This window comes from Streptomyces sp. NPDC012835 (assembly GCF_042900885.1).
Classification (GTDB): Bacteria; Actinomycetota; Actinomycetes; order Streptomycetales; family Streptomycetaceae; genus Streptomyces.
In genome coordinates this window covers 227691-246207 of record NZ_JBIBBW010000009.1, presented here as the reverse complement: position 1 = coordinate 246207, position 18517 = coordinate 227691, and the positions used below count along the sequence as shown (strand labels likewise).

Sequence of the window (18517 nt, the reverse complement as noted above, 5' to 3'; positions counted from 1 at the left end):
CATGAGCAAGGCTTCGACGAGCGACACCGGGCACGAGGGCACGGCGGGTACGGCGGGTACGGACCCGACACCCGACGCCACCGGCCCCGGCCCCGACGGCACCGCCGGGTCCGCCGCCCGCGACGCGCAGGACGCCCGCGACGCGCAGGACGCCCGCGACGCGCAGGACGCCCGCGACGCGCAGGACGCCCGCGACGCGCAGGACTCCCGCGACCTCGGCGACGCCGGGTCCCGGCTCTCCACCGCCCCCCGCGAGGAGCGCGAGGAGACCGCCATCGGCGGCCCCACCCTCGGGGTCGTCGGCTGGATCCGCTGGTTCTGGCGGCAGCTCACCTCCATGCGCGTGGCGCTGATCCTGCTCTTCCTGCTCTCCCTCGGCGCCATCCCCGGGTCCCTGATCCCGCAGAGCAGCGTCGACGAGCTGAAGGTCCAGGACTTCAAGGACCAGCACCAGACGCTCGCCCCGATCTACGACAAGCTCCAGCTGTTCCACGTCTACAGCTCGGTGTGGTTCTCCGCGATCTACATCCTGCTGTTCGTCTCCCTGGTCGGCTGCATCGTCCCGCGCACCTGGCAGTTCGTCGGCCAGCTGCGCGGCCGCCCGCCCGGCGCGCCCAAACGCCTCACCCGGCTGCCCGCGTACACCACATGGCGTACGACGGCGGAGCCCGAGGCCGCCCGTGAGGCGGCGCTCGCGATGCTCAGGAAGCGCCGCTACCGCGCCCACACCGTCGGTGACGCCGTGGCCGCCGAGAAGGGCTATCTCCGCGAGGCGGGGAACCTGATCTTCCACATCTCGCTGATCGTGCTGCTCGTCGCGTTCGCCAGCGGGCAGCTGTTCAAGTCCGAGGGCGGCAAGCTGATCGTCGAGGGCGACGGCTTCTCCAACACCCTCACCCAGTACGACGACTTCAAGTCGGGCTCCCTGTTCGACACGAACGACCTCGCGCCGTTCAGCTTCGGCCTGGACAAGTTCACCGGGACGTACGAGCGCAGCGGACCGCAGCTCGGGACCCCCCGGGTCTACCGGGCCGACGTCCACTACAGCGAGGGGCCCGGCGGTACGGAGAAGAAGACGTCCATCGAGGTCAACAAGCCCCTCGTGGTGGACGGCTCGAAGGTCTACCTGATCGGCCACGGGTACGCGCCCGTCGTCACCGTCAGGGACGGCCGGGGCAAGGTGGTCTTCAAGGGCGCGGTCCCGCTGCTGCCCATCGACAGCAACGTCTCCTCCACCGGCGCCATCAAGGTGATGGACGGCTACCGCGACAAGAACGGCAAGAAGGACCAGCTGGGCTTCGCCGCCTTCTTCGTGCCGACCTACGGCGGCGGCGAGGGCGGCGCCACCAGGATGTTCTCCCGGTTCCCCGCCCTCGACTTCCCGGTGCTCAACGTCGGCGCCTACCACGGCGACCTGGGCGTCGACGCCGGGCTGCCGCAGAACGTGTACCAGCTCAACACCCGCAAGATGAAGGCGTTCAAGGACTCCGAGGGCGAGGTACTGAAGAAGACCCTGCTGCCCGGCGACAAGCTCACGCTGCCGGACGGCGCCGGGTCCATCACCTTCGAGAAGGACGTCAAGGAGTGGGCCAGCTTCCAGATCTCGCACCAGCCGGGTGACGGCTGGGCGCTCGCCGGAGCCATCGCCGCCATCGTCGGTCTCGCCGGGTCCCTCTTCATCCAGCGCCGCCGGATCTGGGTCCGTACAGTGCGGGGCGCCGACGGCGTCACCGTCGTGGAGATGGCGGGACTCGGCCGCAGCGAGTCCGCCAAGCTCCCCGAGGAACTGGCCGATCTGGCCTACACCCTCAATTCAGAGGCGCCCACCGCGCCTGATTCCGCAGAAGAGAATGCCGGAGGGGCCGAGAAGTGAATCTCGCCGCCGCAGCCAATGAGAGCCTGGCGCACACCAGTAATGTGCTGATCTATTCGTCGATGGCCGTCTATCTGCTGGCCTTCTTCGCGCATATCGCCGAGTGGCTGTTCGGCAGCCGCTCCAAGACCGCCAGAACCGCCGCCGCGCTCACCGCCGACGCCAGGCCGGCCGCGGCGAGCACCGGGAAGGCCGGATCGGAGCGGAAGGGCGGTACGGCCGTCCTGGAGCGGCCGAAGATCATCACCCGCTCCGCGCCCGGCGCCCGCGACATCCCGGACGGCCCCGGCGCGGCCGGCGGTGACGAACAGGGCGATCTGTACGGCCGGATCGCCATCTCCCTCACCGTGCTCGCCTGGGCCATCGAGGCCGCCGGGGTGGTCACCCGCGCGCTGTCCGTGCAGCGGGCGCCCTGGGGCAACATGTACGAGTTCAACATCACCTTCTCCACGGTGGCCGTGAGCGTCTACCTCGCGTTCCTCCTGATGAAGAAGAAGGTCCGCTGGCTCGGCCTGCCGCTGGTCACCACGGTCCTGCTCGACCTCGGCCTCGCCGTCACGGTCCTCTACACCGACAGCGACCAGCTCGTCCCCGCGCTCCACTCGTACTGGCTGTGGATCCATGTCTCCACCGCGATCTTCTGCGGCGCCGTGTTCTACGTCGGCGCCGCCGCCACGGTCCTCTATCTCTTCCGTGAGCGGTACGAGTCGAAGCTCGCCGCAGGTCTCAAGCCCGGAGCCTTCGCCACCTCCGTCATGGAACGGCTGCCCGCCTCGGCGACCCTCGACAAGTTCGGCTACCGCGTCAACGCCGCGGTCTTCCCGCTCTGGACGTTCACCATCATCGCGGGCGCGATCTGGGCGGGCGACGCCTGGGGCCGCTACTGGGGCTGGGACCCCAAGGAGGTCTGGTCCTTCATCACCTGGGTCGCCTACGCCGCCTATCTGCACGCCCGGGCGACCGCCGGATGGAAGGGCCGCAAGGCCGCCTACCTGGCGCTGATCGCCTTCGGCTGCTGGCTGTTCAACTACTACGGCGTCAATATCTTCGTGACCGGCAAGCACTCGTACGCGGGCGTCTGACGCCACACGGGCCGCCGACGCACGGCACACGACGAAGGAGGGCGCCCCCGCACACGGCGGGGGCGCCCTCCTTCGTCACACGTCACGGTCGCCCGTCACGTCGTACGCGAACCTGCCGCCAGAACCTCGTCAGGACCCGGCGGCTTCAGGACTTCGGCGGGGTGTCGTCCGCGCTGCCGGTCCCCTTGCCCTTCTCGCGGCGCTCGATCTCCTCCTCGCGCCGGCGCAGGTCCGCTTCCCACCGCTCCAGATGCGAGGAGTCGTCGTCCGCCGAGCCGCCCTTCTCGTCCTTCAGCGACTTGAGGAACTCCGGGTTGTCGTCCGGCGCGACCCAGCCGCCCCGGCGCGCCGGTGTCGTGCGGTCGCGGCCGACGATCAGCCAGGAGATGGAGCCGACCAGCGGGAAGAGCAGCACCAGGATCGCCCAGATGGGTTTCGGGAGAAAGCGGATCTCCTTCTCATCGGTGGTGATGCAGTCGATGAAGGCGTAGATGCTGAGAGCCAGCGGCACCAGAAACATCAGCACCCGAAGCATGGAGGTCCCCCCTGCGCATGGAGATCGAGACCGGGTCACGGCCCCCCTGATACACCAAGAGTAGCGAGTGGCCGCCAGGACGTTGACCCGCAGGAGACGACGAGGTCCCCCGCGCGCCACCGTGCCGCCCCCGGAAGATCGCGCGGAGCGGGATGACACACTGGAGCGCATGGCTTACGACGATCTTCGCTCGCTCCTCCGGGCGCTGGAGCGCGACGGCGACCTCAAGCGCATCAAGGCCGAAGTCGACCCGTACCTGGAGGTCGGGGAGATCGTCGACCGGGTGAACAAGGCCGGTGGGCCCGCGCTCCTCTTCGAGAACGTACGGGGCTCCTCGATGCCCCTCGCGATGAACGTGTACGGCACGGACCGCCGGCTGCTCAAGGCGCTCGGGCTGACGTCGTACAGCGACATCAGCGACAAGATCGGCGGCCTGCTCAGGCCGGAGCTGCCGCAGGGCTTCATCGGGGTGCGCGAGGCGTTCGGCAAGCTCGGCTCCATGGCGCACGTACCGCCGAAGAAGATCAAGGACGCTCCGGTCCAGGAAGTGGTCCTCACCGGCGACGACGTCGACCTCGACCAGCTGCCGGCGCTGTTCACCTGGCCCGAGGACGGCGGGTCGTTCTTCAACCTGGGGCTGACGCACACCAAGCACCCCGAGACCGGCATCCGCAACCTCGGGCTCTACCGGCTCCAGCGCCACGACCGGCGCACCATCGGCATGCACTGGCAGATCCACAAGGACAGCGCGAACCACTACCAGGTGGCCGCCAGGCGCGGCGAGCGGCTGCCCGTCGCCATCGCGTTCGGCTGTCCGCCCGCCGTGACGTACTCCTCCACCGCGCCGCTGCCCGGCGACATCGACGAGTACCTCTTCGCGGGCTTCGTGCAGGGCCGGCGCATCGAGATGGTCGACTGCAAGACCGTGCCGCTCCAGGTCCCGGCCAACGCCGAGGTCGTCGTCGAGGGGTGGCTGGAGCCGGGGAAGACGCTGCCGGAGGGCCCGTTCGGGGACCACACCGGCTTCTACACCCCGCAGGAGGAGTTCCCCGCGCTCACCATCGACTGTGTGACGATGCGCAGGCGCCCGCTGCTCCAGTCGATCGTGGTCGGCCGGCCGCCGACCGAGGACGGGCCGCTGGGCCGGGCGACGGAACGGTTCTTCCTGCCGCTGCTGAAGATCATCGTGCCGGACATCGTGGACTACCACCTGCCCGAGTCCGGCGGATTCCACAACTGTGCGATCGTCTCGATCGACAAGAAGTACCCCAAGCACGCGCAGAAGGTGATGCACGCGATCTGGGGCGCGCACATGATGTCGCTGACCAAGCTGATCGTGGTCGTCGACGCGGACTGCGACGTCCACGATCTGCACGAGGTGTCCTGGCGGGCGCTCGGCAACACGGACTACGCGCGCGATCTCACCGTCGTGGAGGGGCCGGTCGACCATCTCGACCACTCCTCCTACCAGCAGTTCTGGGGCGGCAAGGCGGGCATCGACGCGACGCGCAAGCTCCCCGAGGAGGGGTACACACGGGACGGGGGCTGGCCGGAGATGGTCGAGTCCGACCCGGAGACGGCGGCGAAGGTCGACCGCCGGTGGAGGGAGTACGGGCTGTGACCAGCGCCGCCGCGGCAGTACCGCAGCCGCCGAGCCGGACCAGGGGCTTTCTGCGGCTGGTGATGATCGAGCACTCGGTCTTCGCCCTGCCGTTCGCCTATATCGCCGCGCTCACCGCGATGTTCCGCACGGAGGGGACCATCCTCTGGGGCCGGCTGCTGCTGGTCACGGTCGCCATGGTCGGGCTCCGTACGTTCGCGATGGCCTGCAACCGGATCATCGACCGCGAGATCGACGCCCGTAACCCGCGCACCGCCGGCCGTGAGCTGGTGACGGGCGCGGTGTCCGTGCGGTCCGCCTGGACCGGCGCGCTCGTCGCCCTCGTCGTCTTCCTGGGCGCCGCCGCCGCGCTCAACCCGCTGTGCCTGGCGCTGGCGCCCGTCGCGGTGGTCCCGATGGTGGTCTATCCGTACGGGAAGAGGTTCACGAACTTCCCGCACGCGATCCTGGGCCTCGCTCAGGCCATGGGGCCGATCGGCGCCTGGCTCGCGGTGACCGGGAGCTGGTCGTGGGACGCGGTGATCCTCGGAGTGGCGGTCGGTGTCTGGATCGGCGGCTTCGACCTGATCTTCGCCTGCCAGGACGTCCAGGCGGACCGCGCGCACGGAGTGAAGTCCGTGCCGGCGCGCTTCGGCATCCCGGCGTCGCTGCACGGGGCGCGCGGCGCCCATGTCGTCACCTCGGCGCTGCTGGTCTGGTACGCGGTGGCCACGGACGCCGGGGTGTTCTTCTGGGCCGGGCTGGTGATCGTCGGCGGGGCCTTCCTCTACGAGCACACGATCGTCAGGCCGCACGACCTGTCGCGGCTGAACCGGGCGTTCTTCAGCGTCAACGGCTTCATCGGGATCGCGCTGTTCGTGTGCGCGCTCTGCGATCTGCTGGCGCGCGGCCTCACGGTCTGAGGTCCGGGCGGCCCGCGTGGGCCGACGCGCCGTCGGCCCGTGCCGGGCCGGCCGGGGCCGTCAGCCTATGCGCTCGTTGACCGGCGGCGGCCTGCGGTACAGGAACGCCGCCAGCACCCCGCCGATCAGCCCGAAGAGATGGCCCTGCCAGCTCACGGCCGAGTTGGTCGGCAGCACGCCCCACAGCGCGGAGCCGTAGAACACGAGCACCAGCAGCCCGGTCACGATGTCCACCGCGTTGCGGTCGACGAAGCCCCGCACCAGCAGATAGCCCAGCAGGCCGAAGACGACGCCCGAGGCGCCCGCCGTCACCGTGCCGTCGGCGGCGGTGAGCCAGACGCCGAGACCGCCGACGACCATGATGGTGAGGACGACGGCGGCGAACCGGCGCAGCCCGGTCAGCGCGGCGAGGAAGCCGAGGACCAGCAGCGGCACGGTGTTGGACGTGAGGTGGTCGAAGCCGTGGTGCAGGAAGGCCATCGGGATGACGTCGCGCAGCTCACCGAAGTCCCGGGGGCTGAGCCCGTAGGTGGTGAGCGAGCCCGTCGAGCTGTTCACCGCCTCGATGACCCAGAGCAGCGCCACCCAGCCGATCATCAGGGCGGCGGCCGGCTTCATGCGCGCGGTCCGGCCTCCGCGGGTCGAATCCACGGTCGGATACGGCATGGCGCCCCCCTCACCGGCGGTCCGGCGGCCTCGGCGGTGCTCGTGGCCCCGGCTGTCGTGTCGCGTCCTGTGGCGTACGTCTCGATGCCGGGCCCGTCCGCATGCGGTCGTGCCCGTGCTCTGCCCCTCTGAACGTCCGGGGGCCGCTGTCGGTTCCGGCCCGGTGGCGCCGGATAGGCTCGGAGCCGTGAAGCCCGGACCGTACGCAGATCAGCAGAGCCCGCGAGAGCCCCGGCGGCCCTGGGTCGTCGGGGTCTCCGGCGCGTCCGGGACGCCCTACGCCGCCGCCGTGCTGCGCGGGCTGCTGGACGCGGGGGAGAGCGTGGACCTCGTGGTGAGCCGCGCGTCCCGGCTGACGCTGCTGGACGAGACGGGGATCGCCTTCCGTGACGCGCACTGGCGCGACGATCTGCGGACCTGGCTGGCGCGGGGCGCCGACGGGAAGCCGGACACCTTCGCCCCGTGCCTGGACGACGTACGGCACTGGAGCGCCGGTGACCTGGCCGCCGGGCCGTCCTCCGGCTCGTATCCCGTCCAGGGGATGCTGATCGTGCCCGCGTCGACGGCGTGCGTGGCCGGGGTCGCGCTCGGCCTCTCGAAGGACCTGCTCCAGCGCGCGGCGAGCGTGACGCTGAAGGAGCGCCGCCGGCTGGTGGTGGCCGTACGGGAGACACCGCTGAACGGGCAGACGCTCCGGCATCTGGTGGCGCTGGACGACGCCGGGGCCGTGGTGCTGCCCGCCTCCCCGGCGTTCTACGCGGGCGCGACGCACATCCAGGACCTGGTGGACTTCGTCGCCGGCCGGGTGCTGGACGCGGCGGGGGTGGCGCACGGGCTGTACCGCCGATGGGAAGGCGAGCTGGGCGGCTCCCGCACCGACAGCTGAACGCGACCCGCTGATTCGCAGGTATTGAGTTATCCATACCTTAGATTAGCTGTATATACTCGCCTGAAATCTGAACAATGGAAGGCTTCATTCCCATGGACACCGTGGACAGACAGCTCATCCAGGCACTCAGGGAGAACGGCAGGGCTTCCTACGCCGAGCTGGGCCGGCTCGTCGGGCTCTCCGGGCCCAGCGTCACCGACCGCATCAACCGGCTCGAATCGGCCGGTGTCATCACCGGCTACCGCGCGACGGTCGACTCCGCCTCGCTCGGCCTCGGTGTCACTGCGCTGATCGGGATCTCCCTCTCCGACGCGGCCGACCACGAGGACGTGGCCCGCCGGATGCGCGATCTCGGGGAGATCGAGGACTGCTGGTTCATCGCGGGCGACGACTCGTACATGCTCAAGGTCAGGGCCGGGGACGTGGACGGCCTGGAGAAGACCATCGGCCGGCTGACCGGCACGAAGGGCGTCTCCCGGACCCGTACCACCATCGTTCTCTCCACGAAGTGGGAGAACCGGGTCGGCGAACTCCCCGAGGAGTGAGCGCGTTTCCCCTGCGGGCGACCGCGCGGGGCCGGGACCCGGGCCGTGACCTGGGCCGGGACACGGGCCGGAAACGCCGGAGGGCCGCCTCGGGCCCCGCCGGTCGGGGGGCGTAGGCTCGACAGGCCCGATTGGTAGACGTATGGGAGGCGGCCTGATGACTGCATCTGTCCAGGATGTAGGTCGCAAGCGCGAGCTGGAGGAGAAGGTCAGGGCCGGTGAGCGGCTGACCCGTGAGGACGGCATCGCCCTCTACGAGTCGGACGACCTGGCCTGGCTCGGCGGTCTCGCGCACGAGGTGCGGACCCGCAAGAACGGCGACGTGGTCCACTTCAACGTCAACCGTCACCTCAACATGACGAACGTGTGCACCGCGTCCTGCGCGTACTGCTCGTTCCAGCGCAAGCCGGGCGAGAAGGACGCGTACACGATGCGCATCGAGGAGGCCGTCCGCCTCGCCAAGGCGATGGAGGGGGAGAACCTCACCGAGCTGCACATCGTCAACGGCCTCCACCCCACGCTGCCCTGGCGCTACTACCCGCGCTCGCTCAGCGCGCTCAAGGAAGCCCTCCCGCAGGTCTCCCTGAAGGCGTTCACCGCCACCGAGATCCACCACTTCGAGACGATCTCCGGGCTCTCCGCCTCCGAGATCCTCGACGAGCTGATCGAGGCCGGTCTCGAGTCCCTGACCGGCGGCGGCGCCGAGATCTTCGACTGGGAGGTCCGCCAGCACATCGTGGACCACCGGACCCACTGGGAGGACTGGTCGCGCATCCACCGCCTCGCCCACGAGAAGGGGCTCAAGACCCCGGCGACGATGCTGTACGGCCACATCGAGGAGCCCCGCCACCGGGTGGACCACGTCCTGCGGCTGCGCGAACTCCAGGACGAGACCGGCGGCTTCCAGGTCTTCATCCCGCTGCGCTACCAGCACGACTTCGTGGACATGAAGGACGGCAAGGTCCGCAACCGCCTCCAGGCCCGTACGACGATGGCCACCGGCGCCGAGGCCCTGAAGACCTTCGCGGTCTCCCGGCTGCTTTTCGACAACGTGCCGCACGTCAAGGTCTTCTGGGTGATGCACGGCGTCCAGACCGCCCAGCTCGCGCTCCAGCACGGCGCGGACGACATGGACGGCTCGGTCGTCGAGTACAAGATCACCCACGACGCGGACAACTACGGCACGCCCAACAAGCTCGGCCGGGAAGATCTGCTCGACCTGATCCGCGACGCGGGCTTCCGGCCCGTCGAGCGCAACACCCGGTACGAGATCATCCGCGAGTACCCCGGCCCCGACGCGGACCGCCGCGAGTCCCCGCAGCCGATGCGGGTCTGAGGGGGCGGGTCCGATGGCACTCACCTTCACGCTGGACCCGCCGGTCGACCGCGCCCTGCGCGACGGCATCCTCGCCCTGTGGGCCGATGTCACCAACGCGGGCGGCGCGGTCGGCTTCGTACCGCCGGTCACGGCCGAGACGGTCAGGCCCGAGCTGCTCAAGCACTTCACGGCGATGGCCGAGGGCCGCTGCCGGCTGCTGGTCGGGCACGACGAGGAGGGCGCCGTCGCCGCGACGGCGTTCCTCGTGCTCAACACCCACCGGCTGATGCGCCACTGGCTCTGGCTGTACACGGTCATGGTGCACCCCCGCCACCAGGGCAAGGGCTACGGCCGTGACCTGCTGGCGGCGGCGGCCGGGTCCGCCCGGTCCCTCGACGGCATCGAGTCTATCCGGCTCACCTGCCGGGGCGGTACGGGGCTGGAGTCGTTCTACGCCGGGTGCGGCTACAAGGAGGTCGGGCGGGTGCCCGACGCGATCAGGGTCGCCCCGGGCGACGACCGCGACGACATCATCATGACGCTCCCGCTGAACCGGTACTGAACGGGGCGTGCTTGACTGTTGGGACACACGTGCCCACACGCGTACGTACCCCCGGGCACACACTTCAGGCACAGGCAAGCACCAGGAAGAGAGAAGGCCCCGCTGTGACCGCTGCGAAGACGAACGCCACCATCCGGTACACGGCGATGCGCTTCGGCGTCTTCGTCCTGTGCTTCGCCTTCGTCGCCCTGCTGGTGCAGCTCGGCGTGCTGCCCAAGGGGCTCGGCGACTCCAACTTCCTCTGGGTGCCGCTGCTGGCCATCATCCTGTCGGCGCCGGTCAGCTTCGTCCTGCTGCGCAAGCAGCGTGACGCGATGTCCGTGCAGCTCGCACCCAGGATCGACCACGCGAGGGCCCGGCTGGAGACCAACCGGGCGCAGGAGGACGGCGCCGTCCAGTAGGCCCCGCCCCCGTCGCACGGGACGCGCGTCCCGCGTCCCGTGGAAGCGACCACGCGACACCCCGATATCCCGACACCCCGGCTCCGGAGCCGCCCCTCCGGAGCCGGGGTGTCGCGGTTATGCGCGCCTTCCGCCCAGGTGCCGCCCGGCGCGCGGGCCCCCAGGTGTCACAGGTCCCAAAGGCGAGCTTTGAGGTTCTCAAAGTTCAAGTGTTAACGTGTTCGACATGCAGACAGCAGTGCGCCACCGCCATGCCACGGGCTTCCCGCTCGTGGCGCGCCTGCATGTCGATCTCTGCCGCTGTATGTCCGCGGTCTGTTGCCGCTCGGTCTGACCCGGCATCATGCAGCGGCGCCCTCTGCGAGACGCGCGCCGCACCCCTGTTCCGTTCCCGTATGCATCGATACGTCACGTCTGGAGTGTGTCCGTGTCCGCGACCCCCGCGCCCACGTCCCCGAGCCCCGCCGGTGAGCCGTCCGACCCGCCCCGTTCCCGGAGGCCGAGAATTCCCAGGGTCCCGTTCTGGGCGCAGATCGTCGCCGGTCTGGTCCTCGGTGTCCTGCTCGGCTGGCTCGCCCGCGGCCAGGACATCGGCTGGCTGTACACGACGCTCGACAAGACCGGCAGCATCTTCGTCCAGCTGCTCAAGCTGGCCGTCGCACCGCTCGTCTTCTTCGCGATCCTGGTGTCGATCACCAATCTGCGCAAGGTCAACAACGCGGCCAGGCTCGCCTCCCGCACCCTGCTCTGGTTCATGATCACCTCGCTGATAGCGGTCGCCATCGGGCTCGCGATCGGCCTGATCACCAACCCGGGCGCGGGCACCGGACTCACTCCGAGGGACGGCAAGGCGCCCGAGGGCTCCGGCTCCTGGATCGACTTCCTGACCGGCATCGTCCCGACGGACGTCATCACCCCCTTCACCGAGCTGAAGGTGCTCCAGATCGTCTTCATGGCCGCCGTCGCCGGTATCGCCGCGCTGAAGCTCGGCGAGAAGGCCCAGCCGATCCTCACCCTCAGCGAAGCCGTGCTGGAACTTCTCCAGAAGGCCCTGTGGTGGGTCATCAGGCTCGCCCCGATCGGCACCATCGGCCTCATCGGCTTCGCCATCGCGGACTACGGCTGGGACCTCATCGGCAAGTACGCGACCTTCACCGCCGACGTGTACGTCGGCTGCGCGCTGGTCCTGTTCGGCGTCTACCCGCTGCTGCTCGCGACGGTCGCCAAGGTCAACCCGCTCCAGTTCTACAAGGGCGCCTGGCCCGCCATCCAGCTGGCCTTCGTGTCGCGCTCCTCGGTCGGCACCATGCCCGTCACCCAGAAGGTCACCGAGCGCCTCGGTGTCCCCAAGGAGTACGCGTCCTTCGCCGTGCCGTTCGGCGCGACGACCAAGATGGACGGCTGCGCGGCGATCTACCCGGCGCTCGCCGCGATCTTCATCGCGCAGATATTCGACGTTCAGCTCGGCATCCAGGACTATCTGCTGATCGCCTTCGTCTCGGTCGTCGGCTCGGCGGCCACCGCCGGCCTCACCGGCGCGACGGTCATGCTGACGCTGACCCTCTCCACGCTCGGCCTCCCGCTGGAGGGCGTGGGCCTGCTGATGGCCATCGACCCGATCCTGGACATGATGCGGACGGCCACCAACGTGGCGGGCCAGGCGCTGGTCCCGGTCCTCGTCGCGGCGCGCGAGAAGATCCTCGACCACGACGCGTACGACTCGGCCTCGGCCTCGCCGGTGGACGACTTCGGCGCCGCCGGGACCGCGCACGAGGAGAAGGTGCCGGTCGCCGCCTGACCTCCCCGGGTTCGTATACGACGGCGCGGCGGCCGGTGGCACCCGTACAGCCCGTACGGCCCGGTCGCGCGCCCCGGCCCCCCCCGCTGTCCCGTCGCACGACCTCGGGCATCACGGACCCCGTACAGGCAGGAGCCCTGCTTTCCCCACCCGAGTGGGGGAAGCAGGGCTCCTTGGTACTGCGTAAGTCGTGCGCGATCGCCGACCCGGGTGACTAGGCCGGGGTCACGTTCTCCGCCTGGGGGCCCTTCGGACCCTGAGTGACGTCGAAGTTCACGACCTGGTTCTCCTCAAGGGAGCGGAAGCCGGTCGCGTTGATCGCGGAGTAGTGGACGAAGACATCCGGGCCGCCGCCGTCCTGGGCGATGAAGCCGAAGCCCTTTTCAGCGTTGAACCACTTGACGGTTCCGGTAGCCATAAGCCCTCCTTGGGCCAAAGGGTTGCCCTGCTCCAGAACCTGCAAAGAAGTCTGAAAACTACAAAAGCCTGCGGGTCACATGCTCCGCAGGCTCTGTACTGCAAGGGAAACCAAACTGCAACTTGCGGCGAGCCTAGCACGCAGCGTGTGCGCAGCGGTAGAGGGAAAGATCACTTCACCCGGACGTTTGTATAGGGCCTTCCGTGCTGACGAATCGCGCGCCGCGCGGGCCCGCGCACGCCCCCGGATCCGCCCCTGATGGAGCGCGGGTCTAGCCTCACGATGTGGACAGTTCCGAGGAAAACACAGCGGCAGGTACGACAGCGGACAGTACGGCGGTCACGGCGGACACGGCGCGAGCGGCGGCGCCCCCCGGCCCGGACACGGGCCCGGACTCCGCTCCCGACGCCGATGACCGCCGTGTCCCGGGCCGTACCCGCCCCCGCGTCGGACATATCCAGTTCCTGAACTGCCTGCCCCTCTACTGGGGGCTCGCCAGGACCGGATTCCTGCTCGACCTGGAGCTGACGAAGGACACGCCCGAGAGGCTCAGCGAGCAGCTGGTCAGGGGCGAGCTGGACATCGCGCCCGTCACCCTCGTCGAATTCCTCCGCAACGCCGATGATCTCGTCGCCTTCCCCGACCTGGCGGTCGGCTGCGACGGGCCGGTCATGTCCTGCGTGATCGTCTCGCAGGTGCCGCTGGAGCAGCTCGACGGCGCCCGGGTGGCGCTCGGCTCCACCTCCCGTACCTCGGTCAGGCTGGCGCAGCTGCTGCTCGACGAGAAGTACGGGGTACGGCCCGACTACTACACCTGCCCGCCGGACCTCGGCCTGATGATGCAGGAGGCCGAGGCCGGCGTCCTGATCGGCGACGCGGCGCTGCGCGCCTCGCTGCACGACGCGCCCCGGCTCGGCCTCCAGGTCCACGACCTGGGGCAGATGTGGAAGGAGTGGACCGGGCTGCCGTTCGTCTTCGCGGTCTGGGCGGCGCGCAAGGACTACCTGGCTCGTGAGCCGCGGCACGTACGGAAGGCGCACGAGGCGTTCCTCGCCTCCCGGGACCTCTCCCTGGAGGAGGTCGCCCAGGTCGCGAAGCAGGCGGCGCGCTGGGAAGCCTTCGACGCTGAGCTGCTGGAGCGCTACTTCACGACGCTCGACTTCCGCTTCGGCCCCGACCAGCTCGCGGGGGTACGGGAGTTCGCCCGCCGGGTCGGTCCGTCGACCGGCTTCCCGTCCGACGTGCACGTGGAACTGCTGAAGCCCTGAACCGCCGGAACGGCTGAAGCCCGCACCGTGCACGGCCGTGCCCGGGGCCTCACCGGCGCCCGGGCGGGACGCCGCACCGTACCGTCCCGCCCGCGCACCGGGCGGAAGAAGGCCCTGGCGTAGGCTGGATCGGTCGTCACCGCCCACGCTCCACGCCCTCGTACCGCACCCTCGGGAAGGACCCACCCAGTGACCGAGAAGGCCGACCTCACGTCCGTACACGTCACTGGCGTCCTCGACCGTGCCGCCGCGGGCGGACGCATCACCCCCGAGGAAGCGCTCGACCTGTACCGCTCCGCCCCGCTGCACGCGCTGGGCGCGGCCGCCGACGCGGTGCGCCGGCGCCGGTACGCGGGGACGGAGCACATCGCGACGTACATCATCGAGCGCAACATCAACTACACCAACGTCTGTGTGACGGCGTGCAAGTTCTGCGCCTTCTACGCCGCGCCCAAGGACACGGACAAGGGCTGGAGCCGCGACCTCGACGACATCCTGCGCCGCTGCGCGGAGACCGTCGAGCTGGGCGGCACACAGATCATGTTCCAGGGCGGCCACCACCCGGACTACGGCGTCGAGTACTACGAGGAGCACTTCGCCGCGATCAAGAAGGAGTTCCCGCAGCTGGTCATCCACTCGCTGGGCGCCTCCGAGATCGAGCACATGGCACGGATCTCCAAGGTGCCGGTCGAGGAGGCCATCGCGCGCATCCACGCCGCCGGTCTCGACTCCTTCGCCGGCGCGGGCGCCGAGCTGCTGCCCGCCCGGCCGCGCACGGCCATCGCGCCGCTCAAGGAGTCCGGCGAGCGCTGGCTGGAGATCATGGAGATCGCGCACGGCCTGGGCGTCGAGTCCACCTCCACCATGCTCATGGGGACCGGCGAGACCAACGCGGAGCGCATCGAGCACCTGCGGATGATCCGTGACGTACAGGACCGGACGGGCGGCTTCCGCGCGTTCATCCCGTACACCTACCAGCCCGAGAACAACAAGCTGAAGGGCCGGACGCAGGCCACCCTCTTCGAGTACCTGCGGATGATCGCGATCGCGCGCCTCTTCCTCGACAACGTCGCGCACATCCAGGGCTCGTGGCTGACCACCGGCAAGGAGGTCGGCCAGCTGTCGCTGCACTACGGCGCGGACGACCTCGGCTCGATCATGCTGGAGGAGAACGTCGTCTCGTCGGCGGGTGCCAGGCACCGCTCCAACCGGCTGGAGATCATCGACCTGATCCGCAAGGCGGGCCGCGTCCCGGCGCAGCGCGCCACGACGTACGAGCACCTCGTCGTGCACGACGACCCGGCGAACGACCCGGTCGACGAGCGCGTCGTCTCGCACATCTCGTCCACCGCGATCGAGGGCGGTACGGCGCACCCCGAGCTGAAGCTCATCTCCTCCAACTGAGCCCGACCGACCCGGAGCGAGGCGAGCACGCGCGTTGGAGACCCTGCATGTCGCCGACGGGACCGGCCACGCCGTGGTCGTGACCGGTGACCGGATCGGCGCCGTCGGTACGTACGACGAGCTGCGCGAGCGGTTCCCCGGCGCCCGGGTGCGGAGCTGGCGCGGGACGCTCGGGCCCGCCCTGGTCCACGAGGGGCCGCTGCCCGAAGCGCCCAGCCCCCGCGAGCGGGTGCACGAGGTGCTGAAGCGGGGAGCGGTGGCGGTGCTGGAACGGTACGCGGCGGAGCCGGGCGTCCGGGCCGCGGCGGCCCGGGTGGGTGTCCTGGTGCTGCCCGCCGCCGACCGACGCCCGGAGCTGGCGGAGGGGCGCCGCGCCGACCTCGCCGTCTTCGACGCGGACGGCCGGTGCGTCGCGACGGTGTGCGCGGGGCGGCTGGTGCACCGCAGGGCGTAGGGGTTTTCCGGGTGCGCCGTCGGTCGCGTCGAGTGGGTACGCCGAGGGGCCGTCCGCTCCGGGCTCAGCCCGCCAGCGCCTCCGCGAAGGCGCCCGCCTTCTGCTCGACGCCGCTGCACGTGTCGGACGCCTCCGCCGTCGACACCCCTGCCGCGCACGGCTGGTCGCGGAAGGCCGCCCACATGGAGAGCGCGCCCACGCCCTGGCGCCGGGCGAAACGGCGGAGCCGGCCGGCGTCCGCGAGGGTGAAGGTCTCGGCGGCCACGTCGTTGACGCCGATCATCGCCGTGATGTGGAGCGACTTCCACGCCTTCGCCGACGACAGACCGAGGATGCCGGCGATCTGGTCGTGGGCGGCGCGGGCCGCCCGCTCCGCGTAGTCGCCCATGTCCCCGTCGTCCGACGTGCTGTAGTTCATCGCCATGATGTTGACGGCCGACAGCTGCACCCCTTGCTCGACGGCGTCGGTCAGGACCGCCGTCGCGGACTCCTCCAGGCCGTCCGGCATCACCGGCAGGGTGTACGTGATGTCGAGGTCGCGGGTCCGCTGGAGCTCGGCGAGCGCCTGGTCGCGCAGGGCCACGGAGGCGGTGTCGGTGAGCGCGTCGCCCTCGATGTCGAAGTCCGCCCGGGTCGCGCCGACCGCGTCGAGCGCCTTCGCGTACGCCGCCGCGAGCTGGTCGGCGCTGCCGCAGGCCAGCGCGAGTTCGGTGCCGGCCGCGCCGCCGAAGGAGACCCGCAGCCCGGCGCCGGACGCGGCGAGCGCCGCCGTACGGGACTTCACGGACGCGCTGTCGTACGCCGCCGTCCCGCCCCAGGTGGGGGTGCAGCTGTCCGCGTCCGCCGCGACGGCGAAGGCCAGGTTGTACGTGTCAGGCGAGCCGGCCGAGTCGGTGGCGGCGGCCGTGGTGGCGCTGACGTAGGGCGCGAAAGCGGTGGCCGTCCCGCCCGCCCCGCCGGTCCCGGAGGACGCCGCGCGCGGCGGCGACTCCCGGCCGGTGTCGGCGGCGGTGCCCGTCGCACAGGCGGCGCAGGCCAGGGCCAGCGCGACCGGTCCGGCCGACCGGGCGATCCACCGTGCGCCCCTTTCCGGGAAATGCCGTCCCGGCGGAATCCGTTCCGGGGAAATCCGCATACCGAACACACCCGCTCTCGTGAGGGAAATGAGGGAAATGAAGGAGAGGAGCGAGCGTCTCACGGCTCGATGTACGGTCGAATGTGGTGACGCATCGCACAGTTGACGGGAATCGCGATCCGGCCATTCTTCAACTCCCTTTTCCGCCGCGCTGGTTAGCAGATGAGGGTGGTCGGGAGGGAGAGTCCGGTATCCCTTCGGCTCTCAGCGCACTGACAGGTAGCGCGTTCTTTCATAGCGATGCGCCGCCGAATACACAGGTTTCGCACATCGGCGCCCGTCAACGTGCTCGCATGCATTCCGACCCCGCCCTTGAGAAACGGCCCGTGGCACGCGGCCGGCGCCGTAGGCCCGGCTCCGGCCCCCAGGAGGGCCCCGTATTCGTCGATGCCTCCGGGCGCCGGTCCCGGCTGCTGCGCCGTGCGGCCATCGTGTTCGGGGTCGTCTGTATCGGATACGTGGCCGTGCTCGGACTGGCCTTCATGGGCGGTATCTCGCTGACCCCGTCGGAGATCTCGCCGTTCGGCGGTGGACCGGCCGCCGTCGACGGCGGCGGCGCACCGCCGGGGGAGGGGCCGCCGCCCGGCATGGGCGAGGCGCCTCCGTCCGCGCCGCCGAGCGGGCAGCCCGCTGCCTCGGCGTCCGTCTCCCCGTCCTCGTCCGCGTCCTCCGGCGGCAACTGACCGATGACAGCGACCGATTCCACCGAGCCCGAACCCACCGAGCCGGACCCCGCACGCTCCGGCACCGCCCGGCCCGGCCCCGCCAAGCCCCGCCACGCCACGCCCGGCCGCATGGAGCGCGTCCGCAGACAGGCCGTGCCGAGGCCCCGCGTGATCGTCGCTCTGCTGCTGCTGGTCGGCCTGGTCAGCGTGCTGCTGCTCGACGGCTATCTGCGGTCCGAGGTCGGCGGCGACCAGCGCGTACGGTCCGACGCGAGCAACAGCGACGTGCCCGAGTCCGTCATCGACGGCGGCCCTTTCCTCTCCTTCGAGAACGGGCGGGCGCGCACCCGGTCCGTGGCCGACAAGACCATTGTGCTGACCTTCGACGACGGGCCCGATCCCACGTACACCTCGAAGGTCCTCAAGATCCTGGACGACAACGACGTACCCGGCACGTTCTTCCTGATCGGCTCCATGATCTCCCGCTATCCGGGAGTGGTGAAACAGCTGGTCGCGGACGGCAACGAGGTCGGCGTCCACACCTTCACCCATGTCGATCTCTCCTACCAGAGCGCCGCGCGCGTCAAGCGGGAGATAGCCCAGACGCAGCTGGCGCTGGCCGGGGCCGCCGGAATCACGACGACCCTCTTCCGGGCCCCGTACTCCTCCACGAACGAGGCGATCGACAACGAGAGCTGGCCGGTCTACAAGAAGCTCGGCGCGATGGGGTACACGAGCGTCTTCATCGACACCGACAGCGAGGACTGGCAGCTCCCGGGAGTCGACAAGATCGTCAAGTGGGCGACACCGAAGAACGGCAAGGGCGCGGCGGTGCTCTTCCACGACGCGGGCGGCAACCGCGACGAGACGCTGATCGCCCTGCCCCGCTACATCAAGAAGATGAAGGCGAAGGGGTACACCTTCACCACGGTCAGCGGCGCCCAGCAGCAGGACCGCCAGCAGGAGCAGGACGCTCAGCAG

19 protein-coding genes are annotated in these 18517 nt (G+C 70.2%); 15 read left to right on the top strand and 4 right to left on the bottom strand.

Going from position 1 to position 18517, the window contains the following annotated elements:
* Nucleotide 1 precedes the first annotated feature (1 nt).
* Together ACFY6S_RS29995 and ccsB are read left to right on the top strand one after the other, a co-directional pair.
* The gene (locus tag ACFY6S_RS29995; protein ID WP_388828346.1) at nucleotides 2-1873 is read left to right on the top strand and encodes a cytochrome c biogenesis protein ResB; all 1872 of its coding nucleotides are present in this window, start codon (nucleotides 2-4) and stop codon (nucleotides 1871-1873) included.
* The gene (gene ccsB / locus ACFY6S_RS29990) at nucleotides 1870-2955 is read left to right on the top strand and encodes a c-type cytochrome biogenesis protein CcsB (protein WP_388828343.1); all 1086 of its coding nucleotides are present in this window, start codon (nucleotides 1870-1872) and stop codon (nucleotides 2953-2955) included. Before ACFY6S_RS29995 ends, ccsB begins: the two co-directional genes overlap by 4 nt.
* A 145-nt stretch (nucleotides 2956-3100) precedes the next feature.
* On the opposite strand, the gene ACFY6S_RS29985 is transcribed toward ccsB, so the two are convergent.
* Nucleotides 3101-3490, bottom strand: a complete 390-nt coding sequence (locus tag ACFY6S_RS29985) for a PLD nuclease N-terminal domain-containing protein (RefSeq protein WP_388828340.1) — start codon at nucleotides 3488-3490, stop codon at nucleotides 3101-3103.
* A gap of 169 nt (nucleotides 3491-3659) precedes the next feature.
* Between ACFY6S_RS29985 and ACFY6S_RS29980 the strand changes: the two genes are divergently transcribed.
* Both ACFY6S_RS29980 and mqnP read left to right on the top strand, forming a co-directional pair.
* Nucleotides 3660-5111 (top strand): menaquinone biosynthesis decarboxylase, encoded by a 1452-nt coding sequence (locus ACFY6S_RS29980; RefSeq protein ID WP_388828337.1) that lies wholly within the window; start codon nucleotides 3660-3662, stop codon nucleotides 5109-5111.
* Nucleotides 5108-6013, top strand: a complete 906-nt coding sequence (gene mqnP, locus ACFY6S_RS29975; protein ID WP_388828334.1) for a menaquinone biosynthesis prenyltransferase MqnP — start codon at nucleotides 5108-5110, stop codon at nucleotides 6011-6013. The genes ACFY6S_RS29980 and mqnP overlap by 4 nt, the downstream gene beginning before the upstream one ends.
* A gap of 60 nt (nucleotides 6014-6073) precedes the next feature.
* Here the strand turns inward: mqnP and ACFY6S_RS29970 are convergent, their stop codons facing one another.
* Nucleotides 6074-6679: a rhomboid family intramembrane serine protease gene (locus tag ACFY6S_RS29970; protein ID WP_388828331.1), complete on the bottom strand. Its 606-nt coding sequence runs from the start codon at nucleotides 6677-6679 to the stop codon at nucleotides 6074-6076.
* Nucleotides 6680-6866: 187 nt separating this feature from the next.
* Here ACFY6S_RS29970 and ACFY6S_RS29965 point away from each other — a divergent pair, with 187 nt between their 5' ends.
* From ACFY6S_RS29965 to ACFY6S_RS29940, 6 genes are all read left to right on the top strand, one after another.
* Nucleotides 6867-7565, top strand: a complete 699-nt coding sequence (locus tag ACFY6S_RS29965; RefSeq protein ID WP_388828328.1) for a UbiX family flavin prenyltransferase — start codon at nucleotides 6867-6869, stop codon at nucleotides 7563-7565.
* Between the two features lie 95 nt (nucleotides 7566-7660).
* Complete coding sequence (locus ACFY6S_RS29960) at nucleotides 7661-8113, top strand: Lrp/AsnC family transcriptional regulator (protein ID WP_388828600.1); 453 nt, start codon at nucleotides 7661-7663, stop codon at nucleotides 8111-8113.
* Between the two features lie 157 nt (nucleotides 8114-8270).
* Nucleotides 8271-9449 (top strand): aminofutalosine synthase MqnE, encoded by a 1179-nt coding sequence (mqnE, locus tag ACFY6S_RS29955; protein WP_388828325.1) that lies wholly within the window; start codon nucleotides 8271-8273, stop codon nucleotides 9447-9449.
* Between the two features lie 13 nt (nucleotides 9450-9462).
* Nucleotides 9463-9993 (top strand): GNAT family N-acetyltransferase, encoded by a 531-nt coding sequence (locus tag ACFY6S_RS29950; RefSeq protein WP_388828321.1) that lies wholly within the window; start codon nucleotides 9463-9465, stop codon nucleotides 9991-9993.
* Between the two features lie 104 nt (nucleotides 9994-10097).
* Nucleotides 10098-10394, top strand: coding sequence for a DUF4229 domain-containing protein (locus ACFY6S_RS29945; RefSeq protein ID WP_388828318.1), 297 nt, complete (start codon nucleotides 10098-10100; stop codon nucleotides 10392-10394).
* A 427-nt stretch (nucleotides 10395-10821) separates the two neighbouring features.
* A complete protein-coding gene (locus ACFY6S_RS29940; protein ID WP_388828315.1) occupies nucleotides 10822-12192 on the top strand; it encodes a dicarboxylate/amino acid:cation symporter in 1371 nt (456 codons plus the stop codon).
* A 214-nt stretch (nucleotides 12193-12406) separates the two neighbouring features.
* Here ACFY6S_RS29940 and ACFY6S_RS29935 read toward each other — a convergent pair whose 3' ends face one another.
* Nucleotides 12407-12610 carry a cold-shock protein gene (locus ACFY6S_RS29935; RefSeq protein WP_017948713.1) on the bottom strand — a complete coding sequence of 68 codons (204 nt, stop codon included), beginning with the start codon at nucleotides 12608-12610 and terminating at the stop codon, nucleotides 12407-12409.
* A gap of 455 nt (nucleotides 12611-13065) precedes the next feature.
* Here ACFY6S_RS29935 and ACFY6S_RS29930 point away from each other — a divergent pair, with 455 nt between their 5' ends.
* The 3 genes from ACFY6S_RS29930 (at nucleotide 13066) to ACFY6S_RS29920 (ending at nucleotide 15736) form a co-directional block, all read left to right on the top strand.
* The gene (locus ACFY6S_RS29930; protein WP_388828597.1) at nucleotides 13066-13878 is read left to right on the top strand and encodes a menaquinone biosynthetic enzyme MqnA/MqnD family protein; all 813 of its coding nucleotides are present in this window, start codon (nucleotides 13066-13068) and stop codon (nucleotides 13876-13878) included.
* 189 nt (nucleotides 13879-14067) lie between these two features.
* Nucleotides 14068-15282, top strand: coding sequence for a cyclic dehypoxanthinyl futalosine synthase (mqnC, locus tag ACFY6S_RS29925; RefSeq protein ID WP_388828312.1), 1215 nt, complete (start codon nucleotides 14068-14070; stop codon nucleotides 15280-15282).
* A 34-nt stretch (nucleotides 15283-15316) separates the two neighbouring features.
* Nucleotides 15317-15736: a hypothetical protein gene (locus tag ACFY6S_RS29920; RefSeq protein ID WP_388828309.1), complete on the top strand. Its 420-nt coding sequence runs from the start codon at nucleotides 15317-15319 to the stop codon at nucleotides 15734-15736.
* Nucleotides 15737-15800: 64 nt separating this feature from the next.
* On the opposite strand, the gene ACFY6S_RS29915 is transcribed toward ACFY6S_RS29920, so the two are convergent.
* Nucleotides 15801-16871 carry a chitinase gene (locus tag ACFY6S_RS29915; protein WP_388828307.1) on the bottom strand — a complete coding sequence of 357 codons (1071 nt, stop codon included), beginning with the start codon at nucleotides 16869-16871 and terminating at the stop codon, nucleotides 15801-15803.
* A 293-nt stretch (nucleotides 16872-17164) separates the two neighbouring features.
* Here ACFY6S_RS29915 and ACFY6S_RS29910 point away from each other — a divergent pair, with 293 nt between their 5' ends.
* Complete coding sequence (locus ACFY6S_RS29910; protein WP_388828304.1) at nucleotides 17165-17554, top strand: hypothetical protein; 390 nt, start codon at nucleotides 17165-17167, stop codon at nucleotides 17552-17554.
* Nucleotides 17555-17665: 111 nt separating this feature from the next.
* The coding region (locus ACFY6S_RS29905) for a polysaccharide deacetylase family protein (protein ID WP_388828594.1) at nucleotides 17666-18517 on the top strand (852 nt) is incomplete at its 3' end.